The sequence below is a fragment of the Chitinophaga sp. LS1 genome, assembly GCF_034274695.1.
Classification (GTDB): Bacteria; Bacteroidota; Bacteroidia; order Chitinophagales; family Chitinophagaceae; genus Chitinophaga.
Map to the genome: position 1 here is coordinate 2319804 of NZ_CP128362.1, position 15849 is coordinate 2335652.

The following is a 15849-nucleotide window of genomic DNA, read 5'->3' on the forward strand; positions in this document are numbered from 1 at the left end:
TTTATAACTTCGCCTCATGCATTATGTTACAGTAGAAGGGCTTACAAAGTCCTACGGCGCAGGCCCCTTGTTTAAAGATATTTCTTTCCATATCGAAGAAGGTGACAAAATCGCCCTGGTGGCGCTGAATGGTACCGGTAAGTCCACCCTGCTCCGCATTCTTTGCGGTCAGGAAACCCCCGATGCCGGCACGGTATGGATACACAAAGATGTAACAGTAGTAATGCTGGAACAGCAAAATGCTTTCAATCCCGGAGAAACCATCTCCCGCCATATATTCTCACAGGGGCACCCTGTACTGTCCGCTATCAGAGATTATGAAATGCTGACAGAAGAAGGCGAGGAGCCGGATCTGGATAAGCTCACCAAAGCCATCGAACGTATGGATGAGCTGAACGCATGGCACTTTGATTCCAAGGTAAAACAGATCCTGGGCAAACTGAATATTCACCACATGGAACAGCTGATGGGCAGTCTGTCCGGTGGTCAGGTAAAAAGAGTGGCGCTGGCCAAGGTGCTGATCGATATCGGCTTTGAACACAGACATACCCTGCTCATCATGGATGAACCGACCAACCACCTGGACGTAAGCATGATCGAGTGGCTGGAAAACTACCTGGATCAGGAAAGAGTGACCCTGCTGCTCGTAACGCATGACCGTTACTTCCTCGATAGCGTGTGTAATGAGATTATGGAAATCGATCAGCAACAGCTGTATATCTATAAAGGTGATTACGAGAACTATCTCGAAAAGAAAGCGACCCGTGAAGAAATGAATAAATCCAGTGTGGAAAAGGCCCGCAACGTATTCCGTAAAGAGCTGGAATGGATGCGCAAACAGCCCAAGGCACGTACCACAAAGTCTAAATCACGAATAGATGCATTTACCGATGTAAAGGAAAAAGCCAGTGTAAGACTGGAAAAACAGCAGCTGGAGCTGAATGTGAAGATGACCCGACTGGGAGGCAAGATCATCGAAATGAAAAAAGTATACAAGGCGTACGGCGATTTACAGATTCTGAAAGGCTTTGACTATACATTTAAGAGAGGAGAACGCGTAGGCGTGGTGGGTAAGAACGGTGTGGGGAAATCCACATTCCTCAACATGTTGCTGGGATTGGAACAGCCTGATTCCGGAAAGATCAATACAGGGGAAACCATTGTATTCGGTAACTACGATCAGCGTGGCCTGATTATAAAGGAAGATATGCGGGTGATCGAATTCGTAAAGAATATCGCCGAAAACTTCCCGCTGGCAGATGGTACCAAAGTGAGTGCCGCCCAGTTCTTACAGTTATTCCTGTTCCCGCCTGAGAAGCAGTATACCTACATCTCCAAACTGAGTGGTGGTGAAAAGAGAAGATTACACTTATTGAGCATACTCTTCCGTAACCCGAACTTCCTGGTACTGGATGAGCCTACGAACGACCTGGATCTGCCTACCCTGAGTATTCTGGAAGACTTCCTGCTGGATTTCCAGGGATGTCTGATCATCGTGAGCCACGATCGTTATTTCATGGATAAACTGGTAGATCACCTGTTTGTATTTGAAGGACAGGGAGAGGTACGAGACTTTCCGGGCAACTATACCCAGTACCGTGATTGGGAAAAGGATAAACCTGAAAGAGAAAAAGAAGCTGCTGAGCAGAAAGCTGCACCAACACCAGTGGCAGAACCTGTAGCTGCTGCGGTAGCAGCACCGGCTGCACCCGCCCGTAAAATGTCTTTCAAAGAAAAGCGTGAATTGGAACTGCTGGAAAAGGAAATTGCGGACCTGGAAAAAGAGAAAGCAACCCTGGATGCAAAAATGGCGGCAGGCGATATACCCTATGCAGAATTGGAACCGATGGCGCGACGTGTGGGAGAAGTGATCGGCCTGCTGGATGAAAAAGGACTGCGGTGGCTGGAATTGAGTGAACTAGGCTGATAAATAATTGAGTGAATTAAGTTAAAATAAAAAGGGCTGACCATCAAAGGTCAGCCTTTTTGTATATGTACGAATTAATCTTTCTTGTCCCTGATTTGAGATGGCTTCAGGTATACTTTTTTACCCTTTTCATCTACATAGTATTTCTTGTCTTTTTTATTAATATACACAGTTTGGCCGCCTGGACCTTCTTTGCCTTTATATGTTTTGTCAGTTACCTTGCTGGCGCCTTTTACAGCGATGGAAGCAGTTTTATTCCCCACTTTTTTTGCAGTACTGTCTATACCCTGGGCCATCGTTACATGGCTACCAAGCAATGCTGCGGCAGTGATGGTCATAGCCACTACACCTGCACGTATTGTTTTCAGTTTCATAATATCAGATTTTTATACAGCTTATAATCCAATTTTGGTGCCAGTACATGAACGGATGAGTTGGGCTATAATGGATTAGGTTGGTAGTGACGGAAGCCTTTTCGTTGAATGATATATTTACAATACATTTGTTTTACAACATCAAAAATAAAATCACTATGGCTAAGTTACCCAAGTTTATGATCGCTGATGATCCAGTGACGGATCCTGATAACGAATATATCTTTCATACTGAGCAGCCTCGTTTCTTCGCTAAACGTGTGGAAGAAGATGAAGAAAGTGCATATATTGATATCGTTCATGAAATAGACAATGTAGAAGACTTCTTCAAGAACGATCCGGCTAAAAAAGAAGAATTACTGGATGAACTGGAAAGCTGGTATTATGCATACCTGGAATGGCTGGATGAAGATGAATTGGGTGATGAAGATGAAGACGACGAAGAATAGTCTGCAATAATTATTCAGGATAAAAGAGCGTGTATCAAAAGTAAGATACACGCTCTTTTCATTCTGATACCTAATGGTGCAGGATTTCCATTTATGAGATGCTTAGGAATTTCATTTCTTTATGATACTATTTAACTAGATAGTAAACAGGTTTTTCTATGCAAGGGAGTTACTTTTATATACAGATAAAAGTTTTGAAACTATGGAATACAGACAATTAGGAGGATCAGGATTAAGAGTACCCGTATTGAGTTTTGGGACAGCGACCTTCGGTGGTGGCAACGAGTTTTTTAAAGCATGGGGTAGCACGCAGGTAGAAGAAGCGCGTCGCCTGATAGATATCTGTTTAGAAGCTGGTGTCAATTTTTTTGACACTGCCAATGTATATTCAGCAGGAACTTCTGAAGAGATCCTGGGCAAGGCCCTGAAAGGCCTGCGCGATCAGGTCCTGATTTCTACAAAATCCACTTTCCCGTTGGGTGAAGGGGTGAATGATTATGGTTCTTCCCGTTTTAATCTTATCAAGAGCGCTGAAGCGAGTTTGAAGAGACTGGGTACAGATTATATCGATGTGTATCACCTGCATGGCTTTGATGCCAATACGCCTGTAGAGGAAACGCTGAATGCCCTGAATACGCTGGTACAGAGTGGTAAAGTGCGTTACATAGCCTGCTCTAACTTCTCCGGCTGGCACCTGATGAAGTCACTGTCAATATCTGAAAGATATGGCTGGTCTAAGTACATCGCACACCAGGCCTACTATTCACTGGTAAACAGGGATTTTGAGTGGGAGTTGATGCCACTGGGTATCGATCAGAACGTGGGTACCATCGTATGGAGCCCGCTGGCAGCAGGCAGATTAAGTGGTAAATACCGCCGTAACCAGCCTGCACCTGCTGATTCAAGGGTAGCGCAGGGTGGTAGCCCCATTCCGGCATCTGCCATCACTGACGAGGTGTTTTACAACATCATCGACGAACTGGAAGCTATTGCCAAAGAAGTAGAGAGAACAGTGGCGCAGGTAGCCATCAACTGGTTGCTGCAAAGACCGACTGTTTCCAATATCATCATTGGAGCCAGGAATGAAGAACAGCTGAAACAGAATTTTGGAGCAGTAGGCTGGAACCTGACCGTAGATCAGGTAAAGCGACTGGATAAGGTAAGCGAGGTACCACCGGTGTATCCTTACTGGCACCAGCGTGAGTTCCCAATGCTGAATGCAGCGCCGAAATTGTACTAAGGCCGTTTTCTTATAACAGAAGATTGCAAAGCCCTTAGAAAAATGCTTCAACATTTTTCTAAGGGCTTTGCTCGTTTTATAATAATGACGAATGGTATTTCTTTGATGCTAACCGGATTTTTGTATTTTTATTCGGTTACTAACATTATTTAATCGCATGGGTGGGGCAGATACCAGTTTCAACCAAGATATGACGAGGACACATTTGGATACTGTCTTCTTCCAGCGCATCGCAGCAGGTGATCAGACTGCATTTGCAGTTTTGGTATCCCAATACTCTAAAGTTGTGTATAGCGTCGCATACAGGCTCACAAGGTCTGTTCCCCTTTCGGAAGAGATTGTGCAGGATGTATTTCTGAAGATCTGGCTGAAAAGGGCAATGCTTGTTGATATCGTGAACTTTCCAGCTTTTCTGCATACTGTTTCAACAAATATCATCTATAGTACACTCCGGCAACAACAGAGGGATGTTTTGAGTATCAATGCGACAGACATAGAAGCGCATCAACCTGCGGTGAATGCAACAGAAGACATAGTTCAGGACCGGGAATATGCCGGCTTATTGGAGAAGGCGATCCGCCGGTTACCAGAGCGCCAGCAACAAACCTATATACTTATTAAAAAAGAAGGGATGAAAAGAGATGCAGCCGCTGCGGCTATGAACATCTCTCCGGAAACAGTGAAATCTAATCTGGAACAGGCAATGAAGAACATCCGGGCATTTTGCCTGGCTAATCTGGACATACTGATGATTATTATCTGGTTGATCCTGTAATTTTTTTTTATAAGTCATACCCCCAAACCTATTTTTTAAGCGTCATTATTAATAATGGATTCATTTAACCGTCTGGAAGAATTATTTCAAAGATGCATGAGTGAGCAAGCTACTAAAGAAGAAGTAGCGGAACTGACCGACCTGTTGCGACTACCTGAAAATGAGGAGAAAGCCAGGCAGTTAATAGAACATGCTCACCTGACAGTGCCAGAAATGGAGTTGCCAATGAGTACTATTGCATCCATTACAACCGCCATATTCCAGGCTGAAGAAAAGCAACAGCTGGTAGTGGTAAAGAAAAGTAATTTGCGCTGGGTACGGCATGCGGCTGCAATTATTCTGCTACTGGCAGTAGGTGGAGGGTATGTATGGCGGTCATACCACAAGTCTAAACCGGAGGTCCTGACGCAACAGGTATATGATATCATGCCCGGCGGAGATAAAGCAATCCTGACACTGGCAGATGGCTCTACTATCGCCTTGGATAGTATGGGAAATCAGCAGATTGCAAAACAAGGCGGGACTTCTATTTTAAAATTAGCAGGCGGCACATTAGCCTATAATCCTGAGGGCAATAGCAATGAAGTTTTATACAATAAAATCAGCACACCACGCGGAGGCCAGTTCCAGATAACATTGCCGGATGGGTCACAGGTATGGCTCAATGCCCTATCGTCACTCCGCTTTCCGACAGCGTTTACCGAGAGTAACAGAACAGTGGAACTAACCGGTGAAGCCTATTTTGATGTACAGCAAAATGCAGCTAAACCATTCATAGTAAAGGTTGCAGGCATGAAAATAGAAGTACTGGGCACAAGTTTCAATGTTATGGCCTATCCAGATGAAAAGAGCGTTCAGACAACTTTAATGACAGGCGCAGTTAAAGTCTCAGCCACAGGACAAACCAGGCTGTTACTGCCTGGACAACAAACACAATTACAAAAAGATGGCAAGCTTGATGTGATATCCACCACAGACACAGAGAGCGTAATTGCATGGAAAAACGGTTATTTTAAATTCAACCAGGCAGATTTGCCAGATGTTATGAGACAATTGGCCCGTTGGTATGATATCGACGTCAATTTTGAAGGTCCTATACCTGATTTTCGATTCGTAGGTGAACTTAAGAAGGGAGCTAGTTTATCGACCAATTTAAAAATCCTGAGTTATAGTCAGGTAAATTTTAAGATTGAAGGAAATACGCTAACAATTACTCCGTAGCGGTCTATATCTATTAAATATCAAACCAAAAACTAACATCATTATGAGCAGTAATCAAATGAAAAATTAACTTATTATCTAAACTGTTGTAAGCTTACTACTTAGTAAGCCGGGATTGCTACAACAACCCCGGCTGGTAGTCCTGGTTTGGCTATATGCATATAGCCTTAATGTATCGTCATTTTTCTTAACCAAAACCGACTCAAGGTATGAATTTATCCATGCACGGCAAAGCCTGGCCTGGCAGCCGTTTTATGTCTTCCGAAATCTTAAAAATTATGCGCCTTGCTATTTATCTGATATTGGCCAGCTGCCTGCAGATTCATGCAAAAGGGTTTTCTCAGAAGGTCACTTTCTCCGGCAGGAATGTATCATTAACACATGTGTTGAACACTATTAAAGAGCAAACAGGGTACCTCTTCTGGTACGATGCCCGTTTAATTGAAAACGCACATCTTGTGAATGTCTCCTTGAAGGATGCCTCAATTGATGAGGCAATGTATGTCTGTTTGAAAGATCAGCCGATTACTTACAAAATTGAGGACAATACAATTGTATTAAGTCCTAAAAAAATAATTGATCCCGTGATACTATTCCGGCAGGTCATCACAGGTATCGTAAAGGATGAAAAAGGTACGCCGTTACCAGGCGTATCTGTGCGTGTAAAAGGTGCACAAAAAGGAACTTCAACCAAACCTGATGGTAGCTTTGAGCTGGATGCCCCGGCTGGAGCTACCCTCGTATTTTCTTTTGTTGGTATGGAGCAGAAGGAGGTGGTTGCAAATTCAGGCGAACCGCTCAAGATAGTGCTGGTGTCCAAAACAGGTGCCCTGAATGAAGTAGTTGTAACCGGGTTTGGTGACCGTAACAAAGGAGAACTGGGTTATAGTGCGGTAACCGTATCTGGTTTGGATGTGCAGAAAGCAACTCCAATCAACCCGATCGCAGCACTGCAGGGTATGGTGCCCGGGTTGCAGGTACAATCAGGTACCGGGGGACCTCAGGGTACCACACGTTTCCTGATCAGAGGGAGCGCTTCTCTTGACCCTTATGGCAACCAGCCACTGGTAGTAGTGGATGACATCATCATGGACCAGGATGTAATTATGCCTAACAAAGGCAGTGATCAGGATATGGGTAACATGCTGAAAGACATCAACCCGGATGATATTGAATCTATCACTGTATTGAAAGGTGGCGCTGTAACCGCACTGTATGGTAGCCGTGCTTCCAATGGCGTGATTCTCATCAAAACAAAAAAAGGATTTAAGCAAAAAGGTCTGGGTGTGAATGTGAGTGCTGATATCTATGCGAGCACGCCTTATAAAACAGTGGATTTCCAGGATCAATTCGGGTCAGGTTATGGTCTGAGTGACTTTGTGACTGACGCTGATGGCAACCTGAATGTGAATCCTAATACTTATGGTTACAATTTTGGTCCTGAAATGACAGGCCAGACTGTAATTGATATCACCGGTAAAACAATTAAAAATAATCCACGTCCTCATAATATCCTGGATGCATTTCGCACCGGTATTACCAGAAACTTTAACGTAGGATTATCCAATGGTAGTGACCTCGGTACCTATAGAGTGTCTTATTCTAATCTGTATTCAGAAGGTGTGACACCCAACAATGATTTGAAAAGAAATAACCTCACCTTCCGGGGTACTACTAAGATTGCCAATGTACTGACAGTAGATGCAAACATGACTTATGTACAGAGCACTGCCCTGAACCCTGCTAATACTGGTAGCACCTATGGTACTATGAAGAACTTTGTGTATGGTGGTACACGTAACTACGATACCAAATACTGGATGAATAACTACATTGATAAAACAAACGGTGGTGTAAATAACAATGACGTAAGTGGATTGACATGGTATGTATGGTATCCTATCTATCAGAACAGAATGACGCAGGTAGAAAATAACTTCAGGGGAAGCCTGAATCTGAAAGCAGATTTAGCCAGCCATCTCAGATGGGAGGCCCTTGCAAATGTGAACTACATTGGTACTGAATATGATAATAAAGTAAGAGGTAAAGATGAAGGCTTCGGCAATCCAGGATATTCTACCAGCAGTACTAACAAGAGAGTAGAGCGTTATATGTCTAATCTGACTTATACCAATGACCTGACATCCTCCCTGAGTCTGGTCGCACAGGCTGGTGGTGAAATAGATAGAGGTACTCAGAAATATATGTATGCTGAAATGAATGGTTATATCCTGCCTGATATCTATCGTCTTTCCAACTCTTCAGGCACACCAACTGTAACGGAAGGTGCACCTAACCAATATCAGACCAGCTCCGCATTTGCACAGGCTACACTCGGCTATAAACAATATCTTTACTTAAACCTCTACGGCAGGAATGACTGGAATTCGACACTGGTTTACAATGATGGCCATGGTAACTATTCCTACTTCTATCCAGGTGCTGATGTCTCCTGGATCTTCACAGATATGTTCAAACTGCCTGCCGCATTCGATTATGGAAAGTTTCGTGTGTCTTATGCAAGCGTAGGTGGAGGTACATCTAACTATAAAGCGAATACCGGTGCTTATTCTGCTAATACACCCTATGTAAATGCAGTAGGTGATAACGTGGCTAACTATAGTTATTCTTCCAATACATTGCCTAACCAGACATTATTACCTACCCGCTCTAACAAGTTTGAAACAGGCCTTGAACTGAAACTTTTCAAAAACAGACTGGGCGCAGATATTACTTTTTACAATCAGGACAGCAAAGCACAGATCATCAGTTTCTCTGCCCCTGTTGAATCAGGTGTAAACGCTACCCTGATCAATGGTGGAAAGGTACGTAACCGTGGATGGGAAATACGAATTAATGCTACACCTGTTAAGACAAAGAACTTCTCATGGGATACCTACTTTAACTATACCCGCAACAGAAATAAAGTATTGACCTTGCCATATGGATTAGACTATGTAACACTGGGTAGCGGAGATGGATTCTCTGTGATTGCTAAAAAAGGTGGAGACTATGGTACTATCATCGCTAACTATGGATATGCACTATACAACAGCCCTGATGGAAAACATAGTGAAAACAATGGAAAACATGTAATTACTACTTCCGGTGCGAAGAGTTCTTCTTATTATGTAAGAGCACAAAACTATGCTGATGGCACCTCCAAAAGCCCGGCAGTAGGTAATATCACCCCTGATTTCCTGGGTAACTGGCGCAATAACTTTAACTACAAAAACTGGCAGTTAGGTTTTGTACTTGACAGCAAGTTCGGTGGTAAGGTGTATTCCTTTACACATGATCTGGGTAGCTGGCTCGGTAGTATGAAGAGCACTATTCCCAACAGAAACGCTAAACTGGGTGGTTTAAAATATACCAACTCGTCAGGTGTGGATCAGGAGAATGGTATGATCATCGATGGTGTGTACAAAGATGGTACTGTGATCACCGGTCTGGATGGTAACTCACATGACATCTCCGGAATGACGATGAAGGATGTATATGCCAATGGATGGATCAATCCAACAAGTGCTTTCGCCTATTATCAGAACACTCATAGCTGGGGAAATGGTATCCGTGAATCTTCAATGTTTACTTCTTCCTGGGTATCTCTGCAGCAGGTAAGTCTTACTTACGATATGCCGGCTAAGGTAGCCAGTAAGTTTAAAATGAATGGAATGCGTCTTTCCATTATTGGCAACAACCTGATGTACCTGTATAACAGTGCCAAAGACCATATCAATCCGGACAACCTGAACAGCAGCGGATCTGATGCATTCCAGGAGGTATCTGCTATGCCTTATATCCGCAATATAGGTTTTCAGATCTGGGGTAGCTTCTAATTTTAAAAGTAAACTTGTTAAAGATGAACATTACGAATAAATTAAAATATATAATCTTGTTGCTGTTTGTACCGGCTTTGTTTATCGGATGCAGCCGCGAAAAGTTTGCAGAAATGAATACTGATCCGGATGATCTGTTAAGTATAAATCCAGAGACAGAATTTACTTCTGCTTTATTAGCCATTAATAGTAGTAGTTTCGAGTATTATTACGATCATAACAGAGCAATGTACTACTGGACACAGTCCTTTGTAACATTAAATGGTGCCTCTTCCACAGTGTATGATGGTTCTGGTAACCTGAATCAGCGGTATAGCAATTTTTATAATAATGTAGGAAATCAGCTGGTGGATGTACAAAAACTGATCGAAAAAATGACAGGTGAGCAGCGTGAGAAGTATACTTATCTGTATGCTATATCATACATTCCGCTGGCTTATTATGCGGCTTATGTATCTGATGTACAGGGTAGCATTGCATACTCTCAGGCATTCCAGGCAAGGTATACCGGGTTGCTCACACCTGCTTATGATACACAGGAGGAATTGTTTTCCAACCTGCAGGTGAAACTGGATAGTGTTGTGCAGGTATTAAAATCCACTCCATCTGTTGAGCAGGTAAATCTGAGTACAGCTGATGTAGTATATGGTGGCGATGAAAAGAAATGGATCAGAGCGGCAAACAGTTTGCGCTTAAGATTAGCAATGCGTCTTATAAACAGGGATGCTGATGAAATGAAGACCCTGGTAGCCGATATACTGTCAGATGATGGTGGATTAATCAGCTCTAATGAAGAGAACTGGCAGTTTGTAGGCGGTGTGAACTTCGCATCTGGTGGCAACTATAATCCTCAAAGTAATGGAGATGTATCTGGTTCTAAAAACCTGATTGATTATATGTCTGCTACATCAGATCCTCGTACCAGAATTTTCTTTCAGAAATCTGATTTTACAAAAGATAAATTTGATTCTGCAAAGGCCCAGGGTAAACTGCCTGCTACATTGACATGGGATGGACAGTTGTATAGAGGGCAGTTTGCGAATCCAGCTGCGTCTTCAGTATCTTCTAACAGCTATTATTTTTCAGACATTTCTTATAGTTATAAAGGCGTAACCACCGCAGATAGATGGGTGTCTAATATCCAGGATAGATTATTTTACAATCCTGAAACCAAGGCGCATATTACATTCCCTGTTATTACTTATGCTGATGTTTGCTTTATGCGCGCAGAGCTGGCGGTAAGAGGGATCACCAGTGAAGATGCTTCAGGTCTGTATACTGCCGGTATAGAAGCTTCTATCAAGGCGTATGATGAAATGGGTAGTAATGCGTCCCTGAGTGACTATACTGCCCTGGGTGCTACTGAGATTGCAACGTACCTTTCTCAAACTGGCGTGGCATATGATGCTGCCAATGCATTGGAACAAATCTGCATTCAGGAGTATCTAAACTGTTTCAAAAATCAGAACGAAGCATGGGCAACCATCAAACGTACGGGTTATCCTTCTATGACAAGCAGTATACTTAAGAGAGAGACTGTAGTAGTAGATGGTGATACGAAGACAATGCCAAGACGCTTTATCGTTAGTTATCCTTCAATTTCTGATCTGAACTATACCAACAGATTAAATGCGATCGAAGAGATGACGAAAGATGCTGGTTTCAGTACACCAGATGACATTACCGGTCGGGTATGGTGGGATACTGCTAATTAATAATTCTACCGGTGGCTACATTCATAGCCACCGGTTTTTTTTAAATTAAGTGATGTATGAGGGTGTCAGTTTTACTTTTATTGATCTGTAATTTTGCAGTAGCGCAAAATGTACAGCAATTTCTAAAGCAGGTACATACACCTATGGTGGCCATTGTATGGCTATCGCCAGAATGCCCGTTGTGCAGGAATTATACTAAACCATTGAATGAACTGAGCCGGAAATATGCCAACACAGTTACTGTGGTCGGCGTCTTTCCAGGGCATTGGTATACCCAAAAGGATTACACTGCATTTCAAAAGAAATATAAGGTCTTTTTCCCATTGTTAACTGATAGAAAGAACAAATTGGGTAAGCAGCTGCATGCATCTGTAACACCGGAAGTATGTCTCCTGAATAAAAAGGGGAAAGTGTTGTATCAGGGAGCAATTGACAACTGGGCAACTGGTTTGGGACAAACAAAAACCGGCACTGCAACAGAACATTACCTTGAAGATGCAATTACAAATACTATTGCCGGGAAAACTATATATCCAACGGTTACCAAACCAGTGGGATGTTTTATTAATGATTAATGATGAGAGCACTAATTTTATTGATGGTGATATTATTGCCTGCACGCCTGTTGCTTGCACAGACATATACAGATGTACAACCTGTTTTTGCAACAAGGTGTGTGGGTTGTCACCATACAGGTGGATCAGCACCATTTTCATTAGCCACTTATGATGAGGTAAAAAGAAGAATTTCGTTTATCAAAGAAGTGATCAATACCGGTTACATGCCCCCATTCAAAGCAGATGTGCACTATCGGGATTATGCCAATAACCGTATCCTGACCCCCGACGAAAAGAATGCTATTCTGAACTGGATAAGTAAAAATGCGCCAAAAGGGAAAACGGTGGCGCCGGCAAATGTTGTAGATGTGAATACCACAGCTCCTGATCTCATTCTGAAAGCAGATAAACCCTATATCGTAAAAGGCGATAACCAGGAGCGGTTTGTTATATTCAAAGTGCCTTTTGAACTGAAAGATGCTGCTAATATTGAGCGACTCGAATTATACACAGATAACAAGAAAGTCATTCACCATATCAATTATGGGTTTTATGCCGTGGCAGATGCCGGCAAAGACATCTCCATTGCTCCTTCCTTTGTAGAAGCAGATATTGATACCGCTGGCCTGGAAGTAAAAAGGTTCGGACCATTAAAGCAAAATATGGTGTACTATTCCGGATGGATACCCGGCACGACCGAAGAATTTTACCCTAAGCAGTTCGGATGGGTACTGCCTAAGCGCGGTGTCGTATTATTAACTGTACATTATGCCGCAGTAGCAGCAGACGAAGTATCTACAGTAGGGGTAAAGTTATTTTATAAGAAAGGACCTATACAGCGAAAGGTGCAGATCATCAGCCTTGGATCCGGAGGTATAGCCGAAAGAGATATTCAACCCAGGTTTGTAATCTTTCCGAACCAGGTTAGCACTTATACACTGAAGGTAAAAACACAGGAGACGCAGTCTGTTATGTATGTATGGCCGCATATGCATTTGTTGGGTAAGGAGTTTGTGGCTTACGCCGTGACGCCGGATCGTGATACCATCCCATTGGTACATATCCCTGCCTGGGATTTCCGCTGGCAGGAATTGTATCGTATGCAGCACCTGGTGAAAATACCTGCAGGTTCTGTCATTCATATGATTGGAATTTATGATAATACGACGGGCAACCCAGTGAACCCAAATAATCCGCCAAAGCTGGTGATGTCAAGTGGAGATATGCGGGCCAATGAGGAAATGTTTACCCTTATGATGATCTATGTGCCATATGAGTTGGGGGATGAAAAGATTACATTGTGATCAGTGATCAATCCCCTGACTGACCAGAAAAGATTCCTTTTCCAGCCAGTCAACAGGGGTTGGGATGGGGCTAATAGCGTTATCTAATTCATCACGCTTTGATAGAAATTTAAAAGAGGGCTTATCCCGAAGTATTGTTGGGGCTACAAATATGAATGCGCTTACGAACAATTCTTTCTTCGCAGTGAAGAAAGGGGATTAATTTCACTACAGGACTAATAGGCCGTTATGCTGATATGCTATTGCGAAGTAAAGAAAGGATAAAACACTCAAATCTGTATAAAATGAGCGTCTACAAAGTGTATACAAGGTATTGATTTGTAGTTGTGTAGTATGTTTTATTCGTTGGTTTTCAATTTTTTATTCAATCTTGCCTTTGCCTGCCGCACACTCGCTGCCTCAATATTAAGGAGGGCAGCAATCTCTTTTGTTGACAAATTGATGTGGAAATAAGCATATAATCTCAATTCATTATTGGTGAGATTTGGATGTTTGGACTTCAGTTTTTCGAAAAAACCAGGATGTACCTGTTCAAAATGTAACCTGAATTTATCCCATTCGGCATCCAGAAATTTATGTTCTCTCAATGAAGATTTGATTGATTTTATGCCCGGGTATAATTCGTCAATGTCGTGGATCTGTTTCTTCAGGTCATCCAGCAGTTTATTTTTCTGATAGATGTAGAGACTATTACTCACCAGCTCCCGGTTGTTGGTATCCAGCTTTTGCTGCAATAGATCGTTTCTGTCTTTTTCTGCCTGCATGGCCAGGGAGATCTGCTCATTTTCCTTTTCTATGAGCCATTGATGGTGTTTACTTTGGGCAATGTCCATTTCCAGTTTCGCTATTTCATATCCTTTTGCATCCAGTTCCTCATGGATGCTCTTGATCCGGCTCACCAGTACCATGGTGAAGGTAATGATCTGGGAAATGATGGCGATCTCCGGCAGCAGAGTGCTATTGTTACTATAATCAGGAGTAGAATTAATAATGAAAAACACGGCCAGTCCGGTGGCAAATATAATCGGCAGCATATTCGCCAGCATGAACACACTGGCCCCCCGTATGTGTTTCTTGTGAGCTACTACGCTGGTAATCAATAGACTTAAAGAAAGTACACAGATGAAGATGTCATCATATACCAGAGTATAATTGTCCATGTAAAACCAGCCTGAAATCGTGATGATACACGGAACTACCTCAAAAATTATATACCCGATCAGCAGATAACGAAGCATCCTGTCGTATGATGGCAACAACTCTTTGGTTCGCAGGTAGGAGCGGGTTAACTGAATGAGCCCTGTAAAGATGATGGTACAACCAACATGTAAAAAGAACGAGTTCAGATCGTACATATACACCGTACCATCCGGCATGGCCCTGAGCTGATAGTAGGAGAGGGGAAGTAACTGGGTGGTGAAATGCTTAAAGGAGGTAACAAATATCATGGCCCCCAGCTGTACCAGCAGGTACCAGATATTAACACGGTCGTGCAGTTGGAACCAGATATATAAATTATAAGCTGCAAAACAGGCCAACAGGGAAATGGTGACGATCCAGGAATTATGCATTAGGTGATCCCGGCTGGCGGCGGCGATCTCTTTTTCAAGCCGGATCATGGGATGGCCCTTATATCCATAGCGCTGTATTTCGGCTAAATCTGGTTGTAGGTACAGGGTAGTGGTCGCATTGCCATTGAAAGTAAGATGTATTTCCCCTCTTTCCCGCTGGCGCGAGGGAATGGCCGGGCCTGCTTTGTACACCTTCCCGTCTATATATAATGTATAGTTTAGGGGCTCGGAAAGCGAGAACCGGTATTTTTCTTTGTTGGGATAGGGGTTCCCCACTATAACCTGAGCAGAATCAGTGCTGATTTCCAGTACCGGTTCATTGTTCAGATAGTGTATTTTAGATTGTGCGCGTACCCCCAACGTAGCGAACAGTAATAGTATAGGAATGAAATGATTGGCGACTCCCGATGGCATAATTATCGAATAGCGGGGAAGGTAGATGATAATCAGCGAAAAAGCAAAATGATAGAAGTTGTATATTGTGGGTATAAAATGGTTCGTATTTCTCTTTATACCTGTATCTTTCTCGTGCCATCAGTATCCTAAACAGCCAAAACAACCAACGACACAACAAGAACGATAACAGATACAACAAAAGAAGAGGAAGAAGAGATAAGTAATGCAGAAATTGGGCAATACGAAATAGATTCTCTGTTTGCACTAAAGAAAGATTGAGTTTAAGAATGGGGATTGTTGTGAAATTAGAATACAAGGCAAACAACCTTTTAAAGTGCCTAATAATACTGCCTATAAGTATGTACCGGAATTGTATCAGGATGCTGTAAAATACAAACTGGAAATGTAACCAACACTTAACACACATCTCATAATAAGTAGCTTGTAATTCATATAATTTAACAACCAAAATCAAAATCAG

At 42.7% G+C, this 15849-nt stretch carries 11 protein-coding genes; 9 read left to right on the forward strand and 2 right to left on the reverse strand.

Going from position 1 to position 15849, the window contains the following annotated elements:
• Positions 1-16 precede the first annotated feature (16 nt).
• Positions 17-1927 carry an ABC-F family ATP-binding cassette domain-containing protein gene (locus tag QQL36_RS09695; protein ID WP_083724517.1) on the forward strand — a complete coding sequence of 637 codons (1911 nt, stop codon included), beginning with the start codon at positions 17-19 and terminating at the stop codon, positions 1925-1927.
• A 74-nt stretch (positions 1928-2001) separates the two neighbouring features.
• On the opposite strand, the gene QQL36_RS09700 is transcribed toward QQL36_RS09695, so the two are convergent.
• The gene (locus QQL36_RS09700) at positions 2002-2301 is read right to left on the reverse strand and encodes a hypothetical protein (RefSeq protein WP_083724519.1); all 300 of its coding nucleotides are present in this window, start codon (positions 2299-2301) and stop codon (positions 2002-2004) included.
• Between the two features lie 158 nt (positions 2302-2459).
• On the opposite strand from QQL36_RS09700, the gene QQL36_RS09705 reads away from it, so the two are divergent.
• From QQL36_RS09705 to QQL36_RS09740, 8 genes are all read left to right on the forward strand, one after another.
• A complete protein-coding gene (locus tag QQL36_RS09705; RefSeq protein WP_143708894.1) occupies positions 2460-2750 on the forward strand; it encodes a hypothetical protein in 291 nt (96 codons plus the stop codon).
• 202 nt (positions 2751-2952) lie between these two features.
• Entirely contained in the window at positions 2953-3990 is a 1038-nt protein-coding gene (locus QQL36_RS09710) for an aldo/keto reductase (protein WP_083723541.1), read from the forward strand.
• A gap of 190 nt (positions 3991-4180) precedes the next feature.
• Positions 4181-4765 carry an RNA polymerase sigma factor gene (locus QQL36_RS09715; RefSeq protein WP_179091149.1) on the forward strand — a complete coding sequence of 195 codons (585 nt, stop codon included), beginning with the start codon at positions 4181-4183 and terminating at the stop codon, positions 4763-4765.
• Between the two features lie 96 nt (positions 4766-4861).
• Positions 4862-5986 carry a FecR family protein gene (locus QQL36_RS09720; RefSeq protein ID WP_179091148.1) on the forward strand — a complete coding sequence of 375 codons (1125 nt, stop codon included), beginning with the start codon at positions 4862-4864 and terminating at the stop codon, positions 5984-5986.
• A gap of 209 nt (positions 5987-6195) precedes the next feature.
• Positions 6196-9825: a SusC/RagA family TonB-linked outer membrane protein gene (locus QQL36_RS09725; protein WP_321569609.1), complete on the forward strand. Its 3630-nt coding sequence runs from the start codon at positions 6196-6198 to the stop codon at positions 9823-9825.
• A 23-nt stretch (positions 9826-9848) separates the two neighbouring features.
• Positions 9849-11540, forward strand: coding sequence for a SusD/RagB family nutrient-binding outer membrane lipoprotein (locus QQL36_RS09730; RefSeq protein ID WP_083723535.1), 1692 nt, complete (start codon positions 9849-9851; stop codon positions 11538-11540).
• Between the two features lie 56 nt (positions 11541-11596).
• Entirely contained in the window at positions 11597-12115 is a 519-nt protein-coding gene (locus tag QQL36_RS09735; protein ID WP_083723533.1) for a redoxin family protein, read from the forward strand.
• Positions 12115-13401: a c-type cytochrome gene (locus QQL36_RS09740; protein ID WP_143708858.1), complete on the forward strand. Its 1287-nt coding sequence runs from the start codon at positions 12115-12117 to the stop codon at positions 13399-13401. Before QQL36_RS09735 ends, QQL36_RS09740 begins: the two co-directional genes overlap by 1 nt.
• A gap of 338 nt (positions 13402-13739) precedes the next feature.
• Here the strand turns inward: QQL36_RS09740 and QQL36_RS09745 are convergent, their stop codons facing one another.
• Positions 13740-15386 (reverse strand): 7TM diverse intracellular signaling domain-containing protein, encoded by a 1647-nt coding sequence (locus QQL36_RS09745; protein ID WP_321569610.1) that lies wholly within the window; start codon positions 15384-15386, stop codon positions 13740-13742.
• Between the last annotated feature and the right edge of the window lie 463 nt (positions 15387-15849).

Coding starts and splice junctions, on each gene's coding strand:
- QQL36_RS09695 (WP_083724517.1), top strand. CDS start 17: ATGCATTATGTTACAGTAGAAGGGCTTACAAAGTCCTACGGCGCAGGC.
- QQL36_RS09700 (WP_083724519.1), bottom strand. CDS start 2,301: ATGAAACTGAAAACAATACGTGCAGGTGTAGTGGCTATGACCATCACT.
- QQL36_RS09705 (WP_143708894.1), top strand. CDS start 2,460: ATGGCTAAGTTACCCAAGTTTATGATCGCTGATGATCCAGTGACGGAT.
- QQL36_RS09710 (WP_083723541.1), top strand. CDS start 2,953: ATGGAATACAGACAATTAGGAGGATCAGGATTAAGAGTACCCGTATTG.
- QQL36_RS09715 (WP_179091149.1), top strand. CDS start 4,181: ATGACGAGGACACATTTGGATACTGTCTTCTTCCAGCGCATCGCAGCA.
- QQL36_RS09720 (WP_179091148.1), top strand. CDS start 4,862: ATGAGTGAGCAAGCTACTAAAGAAGAAGTAGCGGAACTGACCGACCTG.
- QQL36_RS09725 (WP_321569609.1), top strand. CDS start 6,196: ATGAATTTATCCATGCACGGCAAAGCCTGGCCTGGCAGCCGTTTTATG.
- QQL36_RS09730 (WP_083723535.1), top strand. CDS start 9,849: ATGAACATTACGAATAAATTAAAATATATAATCTTGTTGCTGTTTGTA.
- QQL36_RS09735 (WP_083723533.1), top strand. CDS start 11,597: ATGAGGGTGTCAGTTTTACTTTTATTGATCTGTAATTTTGCAGTAGCG.
- QQL36_RS09740 (WP_143708858.1), top strand. CDS start 12,115: ATGATGAGAGCACTAATTTTATTGATGGTGATATTATTGCCTGCACGC.
- QQL36_RS09745 (WP_321569610.1), bottom strand. CDS start 15,386: ATGCCATCGGGAGTCGCCAATCATTTCATTCCTATACTATTACTGTTC.